Raw genomic sequence first — 16,930 nt, forward strand, 5'->3', positions numbered from 1 at the left:
CGGAGTGGACAGTCATTCAGCTTTAGCCGCCAGAAAGCAAAAACCCCGCCGAAGCGGGGTTTTATTAATAGTCGAAACTGACCGATAAGCCGGGTTCTGTCGTGGACAGTCATTCATCTAGGCCAGCAATCGCTCACTGGCTCAAGCAGCCTACCCGGGTTCAGTACGGGCCGTACCTTGTGAACCCCTATTTGGCCTTGCTCCGGGTGGAGTTTACCGTGCCGCGAACTGTTGCCAGACGCGCGGTGCGCTCTTACCGCACCCTTTCACCCTTACCTGATCCCACTTGCGTGGGCCATCGGCGGTTTGCTCTCTGTTGCACTGGTCGTAGGCTTGCGCCTCCCAGGCGTTACCTGGCACCCTGCCCTATGGAGCCCGGACTTTCCTCCCCTCCGCCCGTCTCCCCCGAAGAGGACGACGACGAAGCGGCGACTGTCTGGTCAGCTTCGGCGCGCAGTATAGAGGGTTTGCTTGCGCCTGTCACCCTTCCGTCAACATTCCCACTTGCAAGGTGGCGGCAATATTGCGCGATGCGCGATAAATATTGTCAAACGCGCCACGAAACGCCTCTTCCAGCGTACCGATGCTGGTCAGCACGCTAAATACGGCGTCAATGCCGTACTGGTGAACCACGCCCACGTCGCTGGTCAAACTCCCGGCGATACCGATCACCGGCTTGTGGTATTTTTTGGCGACATGCGCCACGCCCACCGGCACTTTTCCGTGGATACTCTGGCTGTCGATGCGCCCTTCGCCGGTCACTACCAGTGTGCAATCGTGAATATGCTCTTCAAGATTGAGCGCCTGCGTCACGATCTCAATGCCGCTGCGCAATTCCGCGCCGAGAAAAGCCATCAATGCCGCGCCCATCCCGCCTGCTGCGCCGGAGCCCGGCACGTTTTTCACATCAACGCGTAGCGATTTTTTAATAACATCGGCGAAATGACTCAGGTTGCGATCCAGCTCGACAATCAACGCTTCCGTCGCCCCTTTTTGCGGGCCAAAAATGCGTGATGCGCCCTGCTCGCCGATCAAAGGGTTAGTGACATCGCAGGCGACACGCAGCGTACAGTGCTGCAAACGCGGATCGAGCCCGGAAATATCAATGCCGTTCAGGCTTATCAGGCTACCGCCGCCGTAGCCGATTTCCGTCCCGTTAGCATCGGTCAGTTTCGCGCCCAGCGCCTGCACCATACCCGCGCCGCCGTCGTTAGTTGCGCTACCGCCAATGCCGATAATAATAGTGGTCGCCCCCTGTTCCAGCGCGTGCAAAATAAGTTCCCCGGTGCCGCGCGAAGTGGTAATCAAAGGGTTACGTAATTCAGGTGGAACCAGCGCCAGCCCGCTCGCCGCCGCCATTTCAATAAACGCGGTTTTTCCGTCGCCCGACATCCCCCAGCAGGCTTCAACATGTTTCCCCAGCGGTCCAGTGACGCGCGCGGTATGCACCGTGCCATTCGTGGCGGCAATCATGGCTTCAACCGTACCTTCGCCACCATCCGCAACCGGAACGGAAACATATTGAGCATCCGGGAAAATCTCCCGAAATCCTTTTTCTATCGCCTGCGCTACTTCAGTAGCTGAAAGGCTTTCTTTGTAAGAGTCTGGGGCGATTACGATTTTCATAGTTGTGAGCCTGATAGTGCCGCGCACTTCACCCTTCAGGCCAATAGCGGCCTGAAGAAGTGGATAAATAAGGAGTCAAGGGCGCAGCGCCGCGCCCTTTTGATTAACGAGTCACTTCGATCTTCGCCAGTTTCTCGTAATAGCATGCCAGCGCGCTGTGGTCGGCATTGCCCAGACCGTCTGCACGCAGCGCCTGCATCATCTCCATCACTGCGGCTGTCAGCGGCAACTGTGCGCCAACGCCGTGCGAGGTATCCAGCGCGTTGGAGAGATCTTTGATATGCAGATCAATACGGAAGCCCGGTTTGAAGTTGCGATCCATCACCATCGGCGCTTTCGCGTCCAGCACGGTGCTGCCCGCCAGCCCGCCACGAATCGCCTGGTAGACCAGATCCGGGTTAACGCCCGCTTTAGTCGCCAGCGTCAGCGCTTCGGACATCGCGGCAATGTTCAGCGCCACGATCACCTGGTTCGCCAGTTTGGTCACGTTGCCCGCGCCGATATTACCGGTGTGCACCACAGAACCCGCCATCGCTTTCAGCAGATCGTAATATTTGTCGAAAATCGCTTTGTCCCCGCCCACCATCACCGACAGCGTGCCGTCGATGGCTTTCGGCTCGCCGCCGCTGACCGGCGCGTCCAGCATGTCAATGCCTTTCGCTTTCAGCGCCTCGCTGATTTCACGGCTGGCCAGCGGTGCGATGGAGCTCATGTCGATAAGCACAGTACCAGGCTTCGCGCCTTCGATGATGCCGCCTTCGCCCAGCGCCACTTCTTTTACGTGCGGGGAGTTCGGCAGCATGGTGATAATCACATCGCACTGCTCAGCAACGGCTTTCGCGCTGGTTACGGCTTCAGCGCCTGCGGCAATCACTTCAGCCACGGCATCCTGGTTACGATCCACGACCACCAGTGAGTAACCGGCTTTAATGAGGTTTTTACTCATTGGTTTACCCATGATACCCAGGCCAATGAAACCAACTTTCATCGTCATAATTGCGTCTCTCTCTTTAATGGTGGTTTGATTATTTCTTAAAGGTGTCGGCCAGCTTCTGCGTGGCTGAGCGGAACACGCCAAGGTCGCTGCCAACGGCCACCACGGTCGCGCCCCATTCGAGGTAGCGGCGTGCGTCGGCTTCAACCGGGGCCAGAATGCCGCTCGGTTTGTTGTGCGCTTTGGCGCGCGCAAAAATGTGTTGAATGGTGCGCTGTACTTCCGGGTGCGCGGCATTGCCGATGTAACCCAGCGTGGCGGCCAGATCGCTCGGGCCAACAAACACGCCGTCTACGCCGTCGGTTGCCAGAATGGCATCGAGGTTATCCACCCCCGCCTGGCTTTCGATCTGCACCAGAATCGTGATATTGGCGTTGGACTGGCGGAAATAATCCGGCACGGTGCCGAACATATTGGCGCGGTGCGAAACAGAGACACCGCGAATGCCTTCCGGCGGATAGCGGGTCGCTGCCACGGCGTTTACCGCTTCTTCTTCGGTTTCGACAAACGGGATCAGGAAGTTATAGAAACCGATATCCAGCAGGCGTTTGATAATCACCGGATCGTTGGTCGGAACCCGCACCACCGGCGCGCTAACGCTGCCCTTTAATGCCATTAATTGCGGTACAAAAGTGAGCACGTCGTTTGGGGCGTGTTCGCCGTCCAGTAACAGCCAGTCAAAACCCGCCAGGCCCAGAACTTCAGTGCTGATATGACTACCCAGCGCAGACCAACAACCGATTTGAATCTGTTGCGCCGCCAGCGCGGCCTTGAATTTGTTTGGGAAGATATCGTTATTCATCTTTTGTACCTTAATGAGTTGTTGCTTATTTCTTCAGTTCCATACGTTTGATGTCGCCAACCACGAACAAATAGCAGACCATCATCATCAGCGCTGAACAGCCTACGAACACCAACGCACCGTTGAAAGAATGCAACTCTTTAACCATGTATCCGATAACCAACGGCGTCACGATAGAAGCCACGTTACCGAACACGTTGAAGACGCCACCGCACAAACCCACAATCTCTTTCGGCGCGACATCGGAAATCACTGGCCAGCCCAGCGCGCCAAAACCTTTGCCAAAAAACGCCAGCGCCATCAGGACAATAACCAGTGCGGTGTTATCGGTGTAGTTACACAGAATGATGCTTGAAGCCAGTAACATCCCGACCACGATAGGGAATTTACGTGCCACGGTCAGCGAGGAACCGCGCTTAATCAGGTAATCAGAGAAAAATCCGCCGAGCACGCCACCGGCAAAACCGCACAGCGCCGGAATGGAGGCAACAAACCCGACTTTGAGGATCGACATGCCTTTTTCCTGCACCAGATAAATCGGGAACCAGGTCAGGAAGAACCAGGTAATGGTGTTAAGGAAGTACTGACCAAAAAACACGCCAAGCATCATACGGTTGCACAGCAGTTGCTTGATGTAATCCATTTTAGGACCGGCGTTTTTACTGTCGTCCGTTTTTTTGTGGTCCATATCCACGACCGCGCCATTCTGCGCGATGTACTCCAGCTCTTCGCGGGACATACGAGGGTGGTCAGTTGGGTTGTGGACAAATTTCACCCAGGCGAAGGTCAGCACAAAACCGATCGCGCCCATCACGGTAAACACATGCTCCCAGCCCCAGGCGAAAGTCAGCCAGCCCAGCAGCGGTGAGAACAGCGCCAGAGAGAAATACTGCGCAGAGTTAAAAATCGCAGAAGCTGTACCGCGCTCTTTTGCCGGGAACCAGGCAGCAACGATGCGGGCGTTCGCCGGAAATGATGGCGCTTCTGAGAAGCCGAGCATAAAACGCATGAAAAACATTGAAATCCCGGCCCAGGCGATCGGGAAAACATCAACAAAACCCTGCAGGAAGGTGAAGAGCGACCAGAAAAACAGACTCCAGGTATAAACCTTTTTCGAACCGAAGCGGTCAAGCAACCAACCGCCAGGGATTTGCATCAGCAGGTAAGCCCAACCGAATGCTGAAAAAATGTAGCCCATTGAGACAGAATCAAGTTGCAGCTCTTTCGCAACCTCTGTCCCGGCAATGGACAGCGTAGCGCGGTCTGCATAGTTAACAGCAGTAACAATAAATATAATCAGCAAAATTAAATAACGGGTTGGTAAGCCCCGTTTTGTTTCAACGGCATGTTCAACAGTCATTTTAATTTCCTTGGGCACCGCCAAATTTAAAATATAATTATTGTGATGTTTCTTATCTGATTTAATTTAAGCACCCGAACTTATATCAGATAATTAGCACGTCGATTTTATTAGCGCTCAGTATAATCAGCGTCATCATGTCACACACTGGAGGGTTGCTCAATTTTAACCTTGTACAAAAAGAATAATTTGAGCATATGCACATACGCCTGGGCGCTAATGCACAGTTCTTGCAATAGACAGCCGCACCAGACGGGAGATCACAACAATAAGTGATGCAGATCACATTTTATTATTTAAACTCCTGACATCCTTATTTCAGCAAATGAGATTTTTATTTCTGATATTAATTACAGAATAAAGAATGGTTCCTCTTTTTATTGAGTAATGCATCGTACAGTTAGCTGGAGATTACTTAACAATGTCCGACATTGAAATTAGACAGCAACCGCCAGGGGCGTTTTATATTAAGGTACACGACACGGATAATGTCGCGATCATCGTTAATGACAATGGCTTAAAAGCGGGAACCCGTTTTCCGGATGGACTTGAGCTGATTGAGCATATTCCGCAAGGCCATAAAGTGGCGCTGGTGGATATTCCCCATCACGGTGAGATTGTGCGTTACGGCGAAGTGATTGGTTACGCTGTACGCGACATTGCACGCGGTAGCTGGATTGATGAATCCACCGTTGAACTACCAAAAGCGCCGCCGCTGAATACGCTGCCGCTGGCGACCAAAGTCCCTGAGCCGCTGCCACCGCTGGAAGGTTACACCTTTGAAGGCTACCGCAATGCGGACGGCAGCGTCGGCACTAAAAATCTGCTGGGCATCACCACCAGCGTGCATTGCGTGGCGGGCGTTGTCGATTATGTCGTGAAGATTATCGAACGCGATCTGCTGCCGAAGTACCCGAATGTGGACGGCGTCGTCGGTCTGAACCATCTCTATGGCTGCGGCGTGGCGATTAACGCACCGGCTGCGGTGATCCCCATTCGTACTATCCATAACCTCGCGCTGAACCCGAACTTTGGCGGTGAAGTGATGGTGATTGGTCTCGGTTGCGAAAAATTACAGCCGGAACGTCTGCTGCAGGGCACTGAAGATGTGCAGGCCATTCCGGTCGACAGCGCCAGTATTGTGCGTTTGCAGGATGAGCATCACGTGGGTTTCCGCTCGATGGTGGACGACATTCTGCAGGTGGCTGAACGCCACCTGGTGAAGCTGAATCAGCGCAAACGTGAAACCTGCCCGGCCTCCGAACTGGTTGTCGGCATGCAGTGCGGCGGCAGCGATGCGTTCTCCGGCGTTACCGCTAACCCGGCGGTTGGCTTTGCATCTGACCTGATTATTCGCTGCGGCGGCACGGTAATGTTCTCAGAAGTGACCGAAGTGCGCGACGCGATCCACTTACTGACCCCGCGCGCCATTAACGAAGAAGTGGGCAAACGTCTGCTGGAAGAGATGGCCTGGTACGATAACTATCTCGATATGGGCAAAACCGACCGCAGTGCCAACCCCTCTCCGGGGAACAAAAAAGGCGGCCTGGCGAACGTGGTCGAGAAAGCGCTGGGGTCAATTGCGAAATCCGGTAAGAGCGCCATTTCGGAAGTGCTCTCTCCCGGCCAACGCCCGACCAAACGCGGCCTGATTTACGCAGCAACGCCGGCGAGCGACTTCGTCTGCGGTACGCAGCAGGTCTCTTCCGGGATTACCGTACAGGTCTTTACCACCGGTCGCGGTACGCCTTACGGCCTGGTTGCGGTGCCGGTGATTAAGATGGCAACGCGTACCGAGCTGGCGAACCGCTGGTATGACTTAATGGATATCAACGCCGGGACGATCGCCACGGGCGAAGAGACGATTGAAGATGTGGGCTGGAAACTGTTCCACTTCATCCTGGATGTCGCCAGCGGCCGTAAGAAAACTTTCTCGGATCAATGGGGCCTGCACAACCAACTGGCGGTGTTTAACCCGGCTCCGGTGACCTGATTTTTATAAGAAAAGTAAACCTCACTTTTTAAGCATGGCGCAGGCCATGCTTTTTTTTCGTTCGGTTTGGCGCTCAGCCGTTCTGCTGTTCCAGCGCGTATTTATACAACGCGTTTTTCTTCACGCCGTGGATTTCCGCCGCCAGCGCGGCCGCTTTTTTCAGCGGCAGCTCGGTTTGCAGTAACGCCAGCGTGCGCAACGCATCGGCGGGTAACTCATCTTCCTGCGCCTTATGCCCTTCGACGATCAGTACCATCTCGCCTTTGCGGCGGTTCTCATCCTCTTTAACCCATGCCAGCAGCTCGCCCACCGGCGCCCCGTGAATGGTTTCCCAGGTTTTGGTCAGCTCGCGCGCCAGTACCACATAGCGGGATTCCCCCCATACGGCGACCATATCTTCCAGGCTTTCCAGCAGTCGGTGAGTGGATTCATAAAAAATCAGCGTACGGCTTTCGGTTTCCAGCCCTTTGAGCGTATCGCGACGCCCTTTCGATTTGGCGGGCAGAAAACCTTCGTAACAGAAACGATCCGATGGCAGCCCGGCGGCGCTTAACGCGGCGATAGCCGCACACGGCCCCGGCAACGGCACCACGCGGATACCGGCCTCGCGGCAGGTACGCACCAGATGGTAGCCCGGATCGTTAATCAGCGGCGTTCCGGCGTCGGAGACCAGCGCAATGTTCTGCCCCTCTTTTAATTTCGCCACCAGCGTTTCGGCTTTTTGCTGCTCATTATGGTCGTGCAGCGCAAACAAACGGGCATTAATGGCGAAGTGCTGGAGCAGTAAACCGGTGTGGCGGGTATCTTCAGCGGCAATTAAATCAACGGCTTGTAACACGTTAAGCGCGCGCTGCGTAATATCAGCCAAATTCCCGATAGGAGTAGGTACAATATAGAGCTGACCTTGAGAATTCTCCGCCGATTCGTGTTGTTTCATTGTTTCATCCGTATTGCCGATTTAATATTGAGCATTGCGTAAAAATTATCACTGGATACAGTATGCTACCGTCAAGATTTCTACGTTCGAAAGCCACGCGCTGCCTGCCTGTGGTGCTCGCCGCCCTGCTGTTTGCAGGCTGCGGCACGCAATCGACAGACCAGAGCGCCTCGCATATGCAGGGCGAAGCGCAGGCCGATTCTGGCTATTACCTGCAGCAGATGCAGCAAAGCACAGATGATAGCAAGACCAACTGGCAATTACTCGCCATTCGTGCACTGCTGAAAGAGGGAAAAACCCAGCAGGCCGGCGAACTGTTTGCCCAGCTGCCGCAGGATCTGAGCGATAATCAGCGCAAAGAACGCACGTTGCTCGCTGCCGAAATGAAACTGGCGCAGAAGGATTTTACCGGTGCGAAAGCGCAACTCAACGAACTCGATCCCGCCGATCTTGAGCAGAACCAGCAAGCGCGTTACTGGCAAATTGGCATTTCCGCCTCGCAAGGTAAGCCTTCTCTGATGCTGCTGCGCGCGCTCATTGCCCAGCAGCCGCTGTTGAGTAAACCGGAAGAGAAGCAGAAAAACATCGACGCCACCTGGCAAGCGCTGGCCTCTATGACGCAAGATCAGGCCAGAGCGCTGGTGATCAACGCCGATGAAGTGACGCTGCAAGGCTGGCTCGACCTGCAACGCATATGGTTCGACAACCGCAACGACCCCAATATGCTGAAAGCTGGCATTACCGACTGGCAAACGCGCTACCCGCAAAACCCGGCGGCGAAAATGTTGCCTGGCCAGTTGTCGAACTTGCAAAACTTTAAACCAGCAGCAACCAACAAAATCGCGCTGCTGTTGCCGTTAAATGGCCAGGCGGCAGTGTTTAGCCGCGCTATTCAGCAGGGTTTTGAAGCGGCGAAAAACGGCATTGCCCCGGTTTCCGGCCCGGCTGTTCCGCAGCAAGTTGCCCAGGCCGCGACCGCAGCCGTTGTCAGCCCGGCAGACGCGAATGTGAATGACCTGACCAACGCCCCGGCGCAGCAAAATGCAGCTGCACCGAATGCTCAACAAGCGCAAGCACCGGATAGCGCAGCACAAAGTGACGCAGCAACAACGAATTCCGCCGCCACTGCTCAGCAAGATCCGGCAGCCACAACGCCCGCTCAGCCGATCGACGCTAATGCAACTCAACCGGTCGCTGCACCTGCCGTGGCAGGCACACCGGCGAATCCTGGCGCTGAGCTGAAAGTGTACGATACCAGTGCGCAACCGATGGATCAGATCCTCAACCAGGTTCAGCAGGATGGCGCCAGCATCGTGGTCGGCCCGCTGCTCAAAAACAATGTTGAAGAGCTGATGCGCAGCAACACGTCGCTGAACGTGCTGGCGCTCAACCAGCCGGAGCATGTCGAAAACCGCGCCAACATTTGCTACTTCGCCCTCTCGCCAGAGGATGAAGCCCACGATGCCGCACGCCATATCTTTGAACAGGGTCGTCATGCGCCGCTGCTGCTGGTGCCACGCAGCGCATTGGGTGAACGCGTCAGCACCGCGTTTGCCGATGAGTGGAAAAAACTGGGCGGCGGCGTTGTGTTAGCGCAAAAATTCGGTTCCACCGCTGAACTGCGCATGGGGCTGAACGGTCGCTCTGGCATCGCGCTGACCGGTAGCCCGGTTGCTTCCAGCCTGCCACAGCAGCCAGGCGTGACGGTTGGCGGTCTGAATATTCCGGCGCCGCCGACGGATGCGCAAATTAGCGGTAGCGGCAGCGTTGACGCGGTGTATATCGTCGCCACGCAGGATGAAATCGCACTGATTAAACCGATGATTACTCTGCGTACCGGCAGCCAGAGCGGTGTGATGCTGTACGCCAGCTCACGCAGCGCGCAGGGCGGCGCAGGCCCGGATTTCCGCCTTGAAATGGAAGGCCTGCAATTCAACGAAATCCCGATGCTTGCCGGGGCAAATCCGTCGCTGATGCAGCAAGCGCTGAAAAGCGTGAATAACGACTACTCGCTGGCGCGTCTGTACGCGATGGGCGCGGATGCCTGGTCGCTGGCGAATAACTTCTCGCAAATGCGTCAGGTGCCGGGTTTTGAGCTGAACGGCAATACCGGCGATTTAACTGCTACACAGGACTGCGTGATCAACAGGAAGTTGTCATGGCTCAAATACCAACAGGGGCAAATCGTCCCGGCGAATTAAGCCGTAAGCAGACCGGCGACGTGTGGGAAGCGAAAGCGCGTCGCCTGCTGGAAAGCAAAGGACTGCATTTTATCGCCGCCAATGTGCGCGAGCGCGGCGGCGAAATCGATCTGATAATGCGACACGGCAAGACCACCGTGTTTATTGAAGTGCGCTACCGAAAATCGGCGCGTTTTGGCGGTGCAGCAAGCAGCGTCACCCGCGCCAAGCAAGCCAAACTGCTGCATACCGCGCGTTTATGGCTGGCCCGGCACAATGGGAGTTTTGACACTGTGGATTGCCGGTTTGATGTGGTAGCCTTCACCGAAAATGATGTTGAGTGGATAGCCAACGCCTTTAACGACCACTCATGATTGGCTCAATGATAGGGATTACCGTGCTCGAACGAATTAAAGTCTGCTTTACGGAAAGCATTCAAACCCAAATTGCGGCGGCGGAAGCGCTACCTGATGCCATTTCCCGAGCAGCCATGACGATGGTTCACTCCCTGCTGAATGGCAACAAAATCCTCTGTTGTGGCAACGGGACATCTGCCGCCAACGCACAGCATTTTGCTGCCAGCATGATCAACCGTTTTGAAACAGAACGTCCTAGTTTACCTGCCATTGCACTTAATACCGATAATGTGGTCTTAACCGCGATAGCAAATGACCGTCTGCATGATGAAATTTATGCCAAGCAGGTTCGGGCGCTCGGCCATACCGGCGATATTTTATTAGCCATCTCAACGCGTGGTAACAGTCGCGATATCGTTAAAGCCGTCGAAGCGGCGGTGACGCGCGATATGTCGATCATTGCGTTGACGGGCTACGACGGTGGCGAGCTGGCGGGTCTGCTGGGGCCGCAGGATGTCGAAATTCGTATTCCTTCCCACCGCAGCGCGCGCATCCAGGAAATGCACATGCTAACGGTAAATTGCTTATGCGATCTGATTGATAACACGCTTTTTCCTCACCAGGATGATTAAGGAGTACACATGAAGGCATTTACGCCCCTCGCAGTCCTTATTTCCGCGCTGCTGTTACAGGGTTGTGTTGGCGCAGTGGTGGTAGGTTCCGCAGCCGTGGGCACAAAAGCCGCGACGGATCCGCGAACCGTTGGCACCCAGGTGGATGACAGCACGCTGGAACTACGCGTGAATAGCGCGCTGTCGAAAGACGAACAAATTAAGAAAGAAGCGCGTGTTAACGTCACCGCCTACCAGGGGAAAGTGCTGCTGACAGGCCAGGCGCCGAATACCGATCTCTCTTCGCGGGCAAAACAGATTGCCGTTGGTGTGGAAGGGACAACCGAAGTCTTTAACGAGATCCGCCAGGGTCAGCCGATTGGTCTGGGTACGGCCTCTTCCGATACCTGGATCACCACCAAAGTGCGCTCGCAGTTGCTGAGCAGCGACCAGGTGAAATCGTCAAACGTGAAAGTGACGACGGAAAACGGCGAAGTGTTCCTGATGGGGCTGGTCACCGAGCGTGAAGGCCGCGCCGCCGCAGATATCGCCAGCCGCGTAAGCGGGGTGAAACACGTGACCACCGCCTTTACCCTGCTTAAATAAACCCGCAGTCATGAAAAAGCCCGGTCAAAACCGGGCTTTTTTTCGCGCAGTAGTAGGCTTACAGCAGCGCAATAGTTCCGGTTATCATCCCGCACAGCGCCACCAGGCCGCCGGTCAGCCACAGGGCTTTCGCCGGGAAAGATTTACGCAGCATAACGAGCGATGGCAGGCTAACCGCCGGCAGCGTAATCAGCAGCGCCAGGGCAGGCGCCATGCCCATCCCCGCCAGCATCATGGTTTGCACAATGGGAATTTCTGCCGCCGTGGGGATAACAAACAGGCAACCGACAATCGCCATCGCAATCACCCACAGCAATGTGTTATCCACCGCGCCATCCGCATGCGGGAACAGCCAGACGCGCGCCGCACCGAGAACCAGCACCGCGAGGATATAGACCGGAATGGTGCTCCAGAACAGTTGCCATAACGCCTTGCCCCAGCGCGCCATAAAGCTGCCCTGCGGCTCCGGCAAGGTGATCTCCACCGGCTCTGCCTGTTGCGGGCTATCTTTCACCAGCATCTGTACCAGCGTTGCCACGCCGAGCACGGTGACCAGACCGGCAACCAGGCGGATTGCGGCGAAATGCCAGCCAAGCACAAACCCCATAAACACCAGCGTTGCCGGGTTCAGCAGCGGGTTGCCCATCCAGAACGCCAGCGCACCGCCCATCGAAACGCGCTGACGCCGCATGCCCGCCGCCACCGGCGCCGCACAGCAGGAGCACATCATGCCAGGCAGAGAAAATAACGTACCAAACAGGGTGCCGCTAAAGCGTTTTTGCCCCAGCGTGCGCAGCAACCAGTCGCGCGGGATAAGCACCTGAATCAACGAACCGAGCAGCACACCGAGTACGGCGGCTTTCCAGACGGCGAGAAAATAGACCATGGCATAATCAAGCGCCGCCTGAAACGGGCTGGAGTCGGCCTGGGAAAGAATGGATTTACCGATGCTGTGTGTCTCGGCGGCGGTGAATGCTTTGCCGTAATAAGGCTGCCATTTCACGTACCAAAGACCAATGATAACAACAAGAAAGAACAGAGCGGGTTTCCACCATTGAACAGGTGTTGCCGCCTGAGGTGAAGACTGACCAGTCATAACATTCCCCGGGGATATATTTATAAGCCCGAGAATAGTACGCCGTGATAACTATTTTGCCAATGTGCTATCCGCTGCGATCGCCCGTAGCTGCGCGGATTTCACTACCCGGACAGGCTGGCTCGCAGGCAAAAATGCCAGCGCCAGCATTGCGCGGGCAACGTCGTGGGCGGAAATCGACTTCCAGTTGCCCGGCAACAGGCGGAAAAGCGGTGCCAGCAACGATTCATTGACCCGTTTTTTCTCCCGATCCCCCAGCAGCATTGACGGGCGGACGATGGTCAGCGACGGCCACTGTTGCGCCATCAACGCGTTTTCCATCTCACCTTTTACGTGATTGTAGAAAAACGGCGAGCGCGCGTTTGCTCCCATTGAACTGACCACCAGCATTTGCGTGGCGCCAAGGCGCAGGCCGGTGATTGCCGTGTCCACCACCAGCGTGTAATCAGCAAGCACAAATGCCTCTTTGCTACCCGCCTCACGCCGGGTTGTACCGAGGCAACAAAAAACCGTATCGACCGGTTCCGTGACCAGTGCCAGCGCGTCACTGAGCTGAGGATCGTGCGGGTTCGCAACACCAGAGATGCCCTGCAACGGTCGGCGAGTCGGCGCCGTGATCGCGTCAATGCGCGGGTCGCTGTTCAGCAACCGCAACAGATGCCCGCCAACCAGACCGGTGGCACCGGTGATTAATACACGTTGCATCGTTTTCCCCTTTGCAGATGAATCTGTGTTGCAATGTCAGCCTGCTGAACCAGGCTTAGTGTGCTGGTGAGTTATCAGTATGCATAACTCCCTTTCTGAAGCCAAAACAACGGAGGAAGTATGAGCAAGAAAATTGCTGTCTTGATCACCGACGAGTTTGAAGATTCAGAATTCACCTCTCCGGCACATGAATTTCGCAAGGCCGGTCATGAGGTTATTACGATTGAGAAACAGGCCGGGAAAACCATTCACGGCAAAAAGGGCGAAGCGGAAGTGGTAATTGATAAAGCCATTGATGAAGTGCGCCCGGCAGACTTTGACGCGCTGCTGCTGCCGGGGGGACACTCGCCTGACTATCTGCGCGGCGACGATCGTTTTGTCACCTTCACGCGCGATTTCATCAGCACTGGCAAGCCGGTCTTCGCCATTTGCCACGGTCCGCAGTTGCTGATCAGCGCCGATGCGATACGCGGGCGTAAGCTCACCGCGGTAAAACCGATTGTGGTGGATGTGAAAAACGCCGGGGGTGAGTTCTACGACCAGGAAGTGGTGGTCGATAAAGATCAGCTGGTTACCAGCCGTACTCCCGATGATTTGCCCGCATTTAATCGCGAAGCGCTGCGCTTATTGGGTGCCTGAGTCGCGGATCCAGTGCAGTTTTTTACCAAAACCCAGCGTGTTATCGGTGAACTTCAGTTCGTGAAGACGAATTTCCCACATCGGGGCAGATAATACGCGGGCGACCGGAAAGCGACGATTGTACTTCGCACGCAACGTCGCGCTCTCTTCGCTGTCGAGGCGGCGGATCTCGCCGGTGAACTGCACGCCGCGAATCAGCGCCACGGTTTTTGGCTGGCCGTTTACCGTGCCCGCTACCTGCGCTTTCAAACCCGTCATCTGTGAATGGCGGGTTTGATCCTCGCTCAGGATATAAAACGCGACCGCTTGCGGATCATAAAAATAGAACGCGTTCGCACACCATAACTCTCCCCGATTCGCCACACACCACGTGACAACATGCTGCTTCGCCAGCCAGCGATTAATGGCTGCTAGAGTCTCCATTTTTTCCCTTCCCCATGTTATTTTTCTTTCACATTAACATACTGAACATCGTCATGACGCCCTGGTTTCTTTACCTTATTCGCACCGCTGACAACATGCTCTACACCGGTATTACCACCGATGTCGCACGGCGTTTTACCCAGCATCAATCCGGGAAAGGCGCAAAAGCGTTACGGGGAAAAGGCGCGCTGGCACTGGCTTTTTCAGCCGAGGTGGGGGAAAGGTCGCTGGCACTGCGGCTGGAGTACCGCATTAAGCAGTTAACCAAGCGCCAGAAAGAGCGCCTCGTCGCCGGGGATGGCTCGTTCGAGGCGCTGCGGGAAAGCCTGTTATCTGTGTCCGTTAAAAACGATTGAAATGATCGCAGTATTCGACCAGACCACTTACGCCATTGAACGCGTCATCCGCCAGACGATGAACTAAAAACGCGTCATGGCTTTCTGGCCAGCGGCAGCGCAAATCATACTGCGCCGCCTTCTCAAACCCGAGACGGCTATAAAACACGGGATCACCTAAAGTGACCACCGCCGCATAACCAAACTCGTTGAGTGAATCCAGCCCTTCATACACTAACTGACGCGCAATACCCTGCCCGCGGTACTGCTCATCAACGGCCAGCGGCGCAAGCCCGACCCATTGCAGCTCTTCACCGGCGACCGAAACCGGGCTAAACGCCACGTAGCCAATGACCTGACCTTCGTCATCGGTCGCAACAAATCCCAGCGTGATCAGCCCGTCTTCGCGCAGATCGTGCACCAGCGTCGCTTCCGCTTCGCCGTCAAAACTACGGCGCAGCAGCGCGTCGATACCGGGAGCATCAATGGGAATTTCAACTCTAATCAGCATGGCTCACCTACAGAAGGTTGTGTCGTTGCAGGCGGCGCTTGCAGGCCAGCCTCAACAAATTCCGCCAGCTGCAGCAGCATCACCCGCAGAGGTTTTGGCATCTGCTCCAGCTCAATGGCGTCCATCAGGTTTTTCACGTACAGCCCAAGTTCCGTATCGCCTTCAATCACCAGACGGCGCTGGAAAAACAGCGTATCGGGATCCTGCTTACGCGCAGCAATCATCAGCAAATCGCTGGCGTCCGCGCTGAAGCTGACATCCGCATCGGCAGATTCACGCACAATCATCTGCCCATCTGCAACAGAGGTATACCACGTCAGGCCAATATCCCGAACCTGGATACTTAACCAGCGGCCTTCCAGAAACTCAAGTTCTCCGTCCGCCAGCGCCTGTTGGAATTGCCAACGCAGCACCTGCTCCAGCACCTGACGTTTGATGGCAAAAGGCGTCAGCTTAACCGGCACGCTCAGTAACGACGGGCCAACGTGAACAAGACGTGAGCGCAATTTATCCAACACGAGCTTTACTCCCTGAAATGATAATGACTGCTATTTTGCCACAATCGCCAAATGGCATAGCGGCACAAATCAACAATTACGAATAAACAGCCGGGGATTATTGGCGCCATCAATACGCATTTAACTGCCTCAAATCAAAAATTGTCGCTGACAGGTTAACTAAAATCCCAGTTCATTAACAACTTAGCGACCCCACGGGGTACATCCGGGCCATAGCGCCCCTGATTGCAGGATACACTATGGAGTTGCTCTGCCCTGCCGGAAACCTTCCGGCGCTGAAGGCGGCCATCGAAAACGGCGCCGACGCTGTGTATATCGGCCTGAAAGATGATACCAACGCCCGCCATTTCGCCGGTCTTAATTTTACCGAGAAGAAGCTGCAGGAAGCGGTCAGCTTTGTTCATCAACACCGCCGCAAGCTGCATATCGCCATTAACACATTTGCGCATCCTGATGGTTATCAACGCTGGGAGCGCGCCGTTGATATGGCGGCGCAGATTGGCGCTGACGCGCTGATCCTGGCGGATTTAGCGATGCTGGAATATGCAGCCGAGCGCTATCCGCATATTGAGCGCCACGTCTCCGTCCAGGCTTCCGCGACCAACGAAGAGGCGATTCGTTTTTACCATCGCCACTTTGACGTGGCGCGCGTGGTGCTGCCGCGCGTGTTATCGATTCACCAGGTCAAGCAACTGGCGCGCGTCACGCCGGTGCCGCTGGAAGTGTTCGCTTTTGGCAGCCTGTGCATTATGGCGGAAGGTCGCTGCTATCTCTCTTCTTACCTGACAGGCGAATCGCCCAATACCGTGGGCGCCTGTTCTCCGGCGCGTTTTGTGCGCTGGCAGCAAACACCGCAGGGGCTGGAGTCCCGTCTTAACGAAGTGCTGATTGATCGCTATCAGGATGGCGAAAACGCCGGTTATCCGACCTTATGCAAAGGCCGCTATCTGGTGGATGGCGAGCGCTATCACGCGCTGGAAGAGCCCACCAGCCTCAACACGCTGGAGCTGCTGCCAGAGCTGCTGGCCGCCAATATTGCCTCGGTAAAAATCGAGGGGCGCCAGCGCAGCCCGGCCTATGTAAGCCAGGTGGCAAAAGTATGGCGTCAGGCAATCGACCGTTGTATGGCCTCGCCGCAAGATTTTGTGCCGCAATCGGCCTGGATGGAAACGCTGGGGTCGATGTCGGAAGGCACTCAAACCACCCTCGGCGCGTATCACCGCAAATGGCAGTAGGAA

Annotated in this window: 18 protein-coding genes and 1 other RNA gene; 8 read left to right on the forward strand and 11 right to left on the reverse strand. The window is 55.6% G+C overall.

Translation table 11 applies throughout. The features are described from left to right. Positions 1-69: 69 nt before the first annotated feature. From rnpB to RT644_RS19490, 5 genes are all read right to left on the reverse strand, one after another. An RNA gene (rnpB, locus tag RT644_RS19470) (RNase P RNA component class A) lies at positions 70-448 on the reverse strand. A gap of 32 nt (positions 449-480) precedes the next feature. Continuing rightward, complete coding sequence (gene garK, locus RT644_RS19475; RefSeq protein WP_020455392.1) at positions 481-1,626, reverse strand: glycerate 2-kinase; 1,146 nt, start codon at positions 1,624-1,626, stop codon at positions 481-483. 103 nt (positions 1,627-1,729) lie between these two features. Beyond that, complete coding sequence (gene garR, locus RT644_RS19480; protein ID WP_313627742.1) at positions 1,730-2,620, reverse strand: 2-hydroxy-3-oxopropionate reductase; 891 nt, start codon at positions 2,618-2,620, stop codon at positions 1,730-1,732. Positions 2,621-2,651: 31 nt separating this feature from the next. Then, positions 2,652-3,422: a 2-dehydro-3-deoxyglucarate aldolase gene (gene garL, locus RT644_RS19485; RefSeq protein ID WP_020455394.1), complete on the reverse strand. Its 771-nt coding sequence runs from the start codon at positions 3,420-3,422 to the stop codon at positions 2,652-2,654. 25 nt (positions 3,423-3,447) lie between these two features. Next, positions 3,448-4,782, reverse strand: a complete 1,335-nt coding sequence (locus RT644_RS19490) for an MFS transporter (protein WP_313627744.1) — start codon at positions 4,780-4,782, stop codon at positions 3,448-3,450. A gap of 421 nt (positions 4,783-5,203) precedes the next feature. On the opposite strand from RT644_RS19490, the gene garD reads away from it, so the two are divergent. After that, complete coding sequence (garD, locus tag RT644_RS19495; RefSeq protein ID WP_020455396.1) at positions 5,204-6,775, forward strand: galactarate dehydratase; 1,572 nt, start codon at positions 5,204-5,206, stop codon at positions 6,773-6,775. Between the two features lie 73 nt (positions 6,776-6,848). Here garD and rsmI read toward each other — a convergent pair whose 3' ends face one another. Next, positions 6,849-7,712: a 16S rRNA (cytidine(1402)-2'-O)-methyltransferase gene (gene rsmI, locus RT644_RS19500; protein WP_313627746.1), complete on the reverse strand. Its 864-nt coding sequence runs from the start codon at positions 7,710-7,712 to the stop codon at positions 6,849-6,851. A gap of 62 nt (positions 7,713-7,774) precedes the next feature. Here rsmI and RT644_RS19505 point away from each other — a divergent pair, with 62 nt between their 5' ends. The 4 genes from RT644_RS19505 to dolP are packed head-to-tail and all read left to right on the forward strand — an operon-like array spanning position 7,775 to position 11,465. Next, complete coding sequence (locus RT644_RS19505; protein ID WP_313627747.1) at positions 7,775-9,913, forward strand: penicillin-binding protein activator; 2,139 nt, start codon at positions 7,775-7,777, stop codon at positions 9,911-9,913. Then, on the forward strand, positions 9,871-10,266 hold the full coding sequence (locus tag RT644_RS19510; protein ID WP_020455399.1) for a YraN family protein: 396 nt from the start codon (positions 9,871-9,873) through the stop codon (positions 10,264-10,266). Before RT644_RS19505 ends, RT644_RS19510 begins: the two co-directional genes overlap by 43 nt. A 23-nt stretch (positions 10,267-10,289) precedes the next feature. Continuing rightward, complete coding sequence (gene diaA / locus RT644_RS19515; RefSeq protein ID WP_040016590.1) at positions 10,290-10,880, forward strand: DnaA initiator-associating protein DiaA; 591 nt, start codon at positions 10,290-10,292, stop codon at positions 10,878-10,880. A 9-nt stretch (positions 10,881-10,889) separates the two neighbouring features. Then, entirely contained in the window at positions 10,890-11,465 is a 576-nt protein-coding gene (dolP, locus tag RT644_RS19520) for a division/outer membrane stress-associated lipid-binding lipoprotein (protein WP_017457372.1), read from the forward strand. A 58-nt stretch (positions 11,466-11,523) separates the two neighbouring features. Here the strand turns inward: dolP and RT644_RS19525 are convergent, their stop codons facing one another. Together RT644_RS19525 and RT644_RS19530 are read right to left on the reverse strand one after the other, a co-directional pair. Further along, positions 11,524-12,561, reverse strand: coding sequence for a permease (locus RT644_RS19525; RefSeq protein WP_020455400.1), 1,038 nt, complete (start codon positions 12,559-12,561; stop codon positions 11,524-11,526). A gap of 51 nt (positions 12,562-12,612) precedes the next feature. After that, positions 12,613-13,266 carry an NAD(P)H-binding protein gene (locus RT644_RS19530; protein WP_045513199.1) on the reverse strand — a complete coding sequence of 218 codons (654 nt, stop codon included), beginning with the start codon at positions 13,264-13,266 and terminating at the stop codon, positions 12,613-12,615. Between the two features lie 120 nt (positions 13,267-13,386). On the opposite strand from RT644_RS19530, the gene RT644_RS19535 reads away from it, so the two are divergent. Further along, a complete protein-coding gene (locus tag RT644_RS19535) occupies positions 13,387-13,905 on the forward strand; it encodes a type 1 glutamine amidotransferase (protein ID WP_020455402.1) in 519 nt (172 codons plus the stop codon). Here the strand turns inward: RT644_RS19535 and RT644_RS19540 are convergent. Beyond that, the gene (locus RT644_RS19540) at positions 13,891-14,328 is read right to left on the reverse strand and encodes a YhbP family protein (protein WP_020455403.1); all 438 of its coding nucleotides are present in this window, start codon (positions 14,326-14,328) and stop codon (positions 13,891-13,893) included. The two genes, RT644_RS19535 and RT644_RS19540, sit on opposite strands and share 15 nt — an antisense overlap. Positions 14,329-14,342: 14 nt before the next feature. Between RT644_RS19540 and RT644_RS19545 the strand changes: the two genes are divergently transcribed. After that, positions 14,343-14,684, forward strand: a complete 342-nt coding sequence (locus RT644_RS19545; RefSeq protein WP_020455404.1) for a GIY-YIG nuclease family protein — start codon at positions 14,343-14,345, stop codon at positions 14,682-14,684. Here RT644_RS19545 and RT644_RS19550 read toward each other — a convergent pair. Beyond that, positions 14,671-15,174: an N-acetyltransferase gene (locus RT644_RS19550; RefSeq protein WP_313627751.1), complete on the reverse strand. Its 504-nt coding sequence runs from the start codon at positions 15,172-15,174 to the stop codon at positions 14,671-14,673. The two genes, RT644_RS19545 and RT644_RS19550, sit on opposite strands and share 14 nt — an antisense overlap. Next, positions 15,168-15,692, reverse strand: a complete 525-nt coding sequence (locus RT644_RS19555) for an SCP2 domain-containing protein (protein WP_020455406.1) — start codon at positions 15,690-15,692, stop codon at positions 15,168-15,170. The genes RT644_RS19550 and RT644_RS19555 overlap by 7 nt, the downstream gene beginning before the upstream one ends. Before the next feature lie 239 nt (positions 15,693-15,931). Here RT644_RS19555 and RT644_RS19560 point away from each other — a divergent pair, with 239 nt between their 5' ends. Further along, positions 15,932-16,927, forward strand: coding sequence for a peptidase U32 family protein (locus RT644_RS19560; RefSeq protein WP_020455407.1), 996 nt, complete (start codon positions 15,932-15,934; stop codon positions 16,925-16,927). Positions 16,928-16,930 lie beyond the last annotated feature (3 nt).

The sequence above is a fragment of the Kosakonia sp. genome (assembly GCF_032104925.1).
Taxonomy (GTDB): Bacteria; Pseudomonadota; Gammaproteobacteria; order Enterobacterales; family Enterobacteriaceae; genus Kosakonia.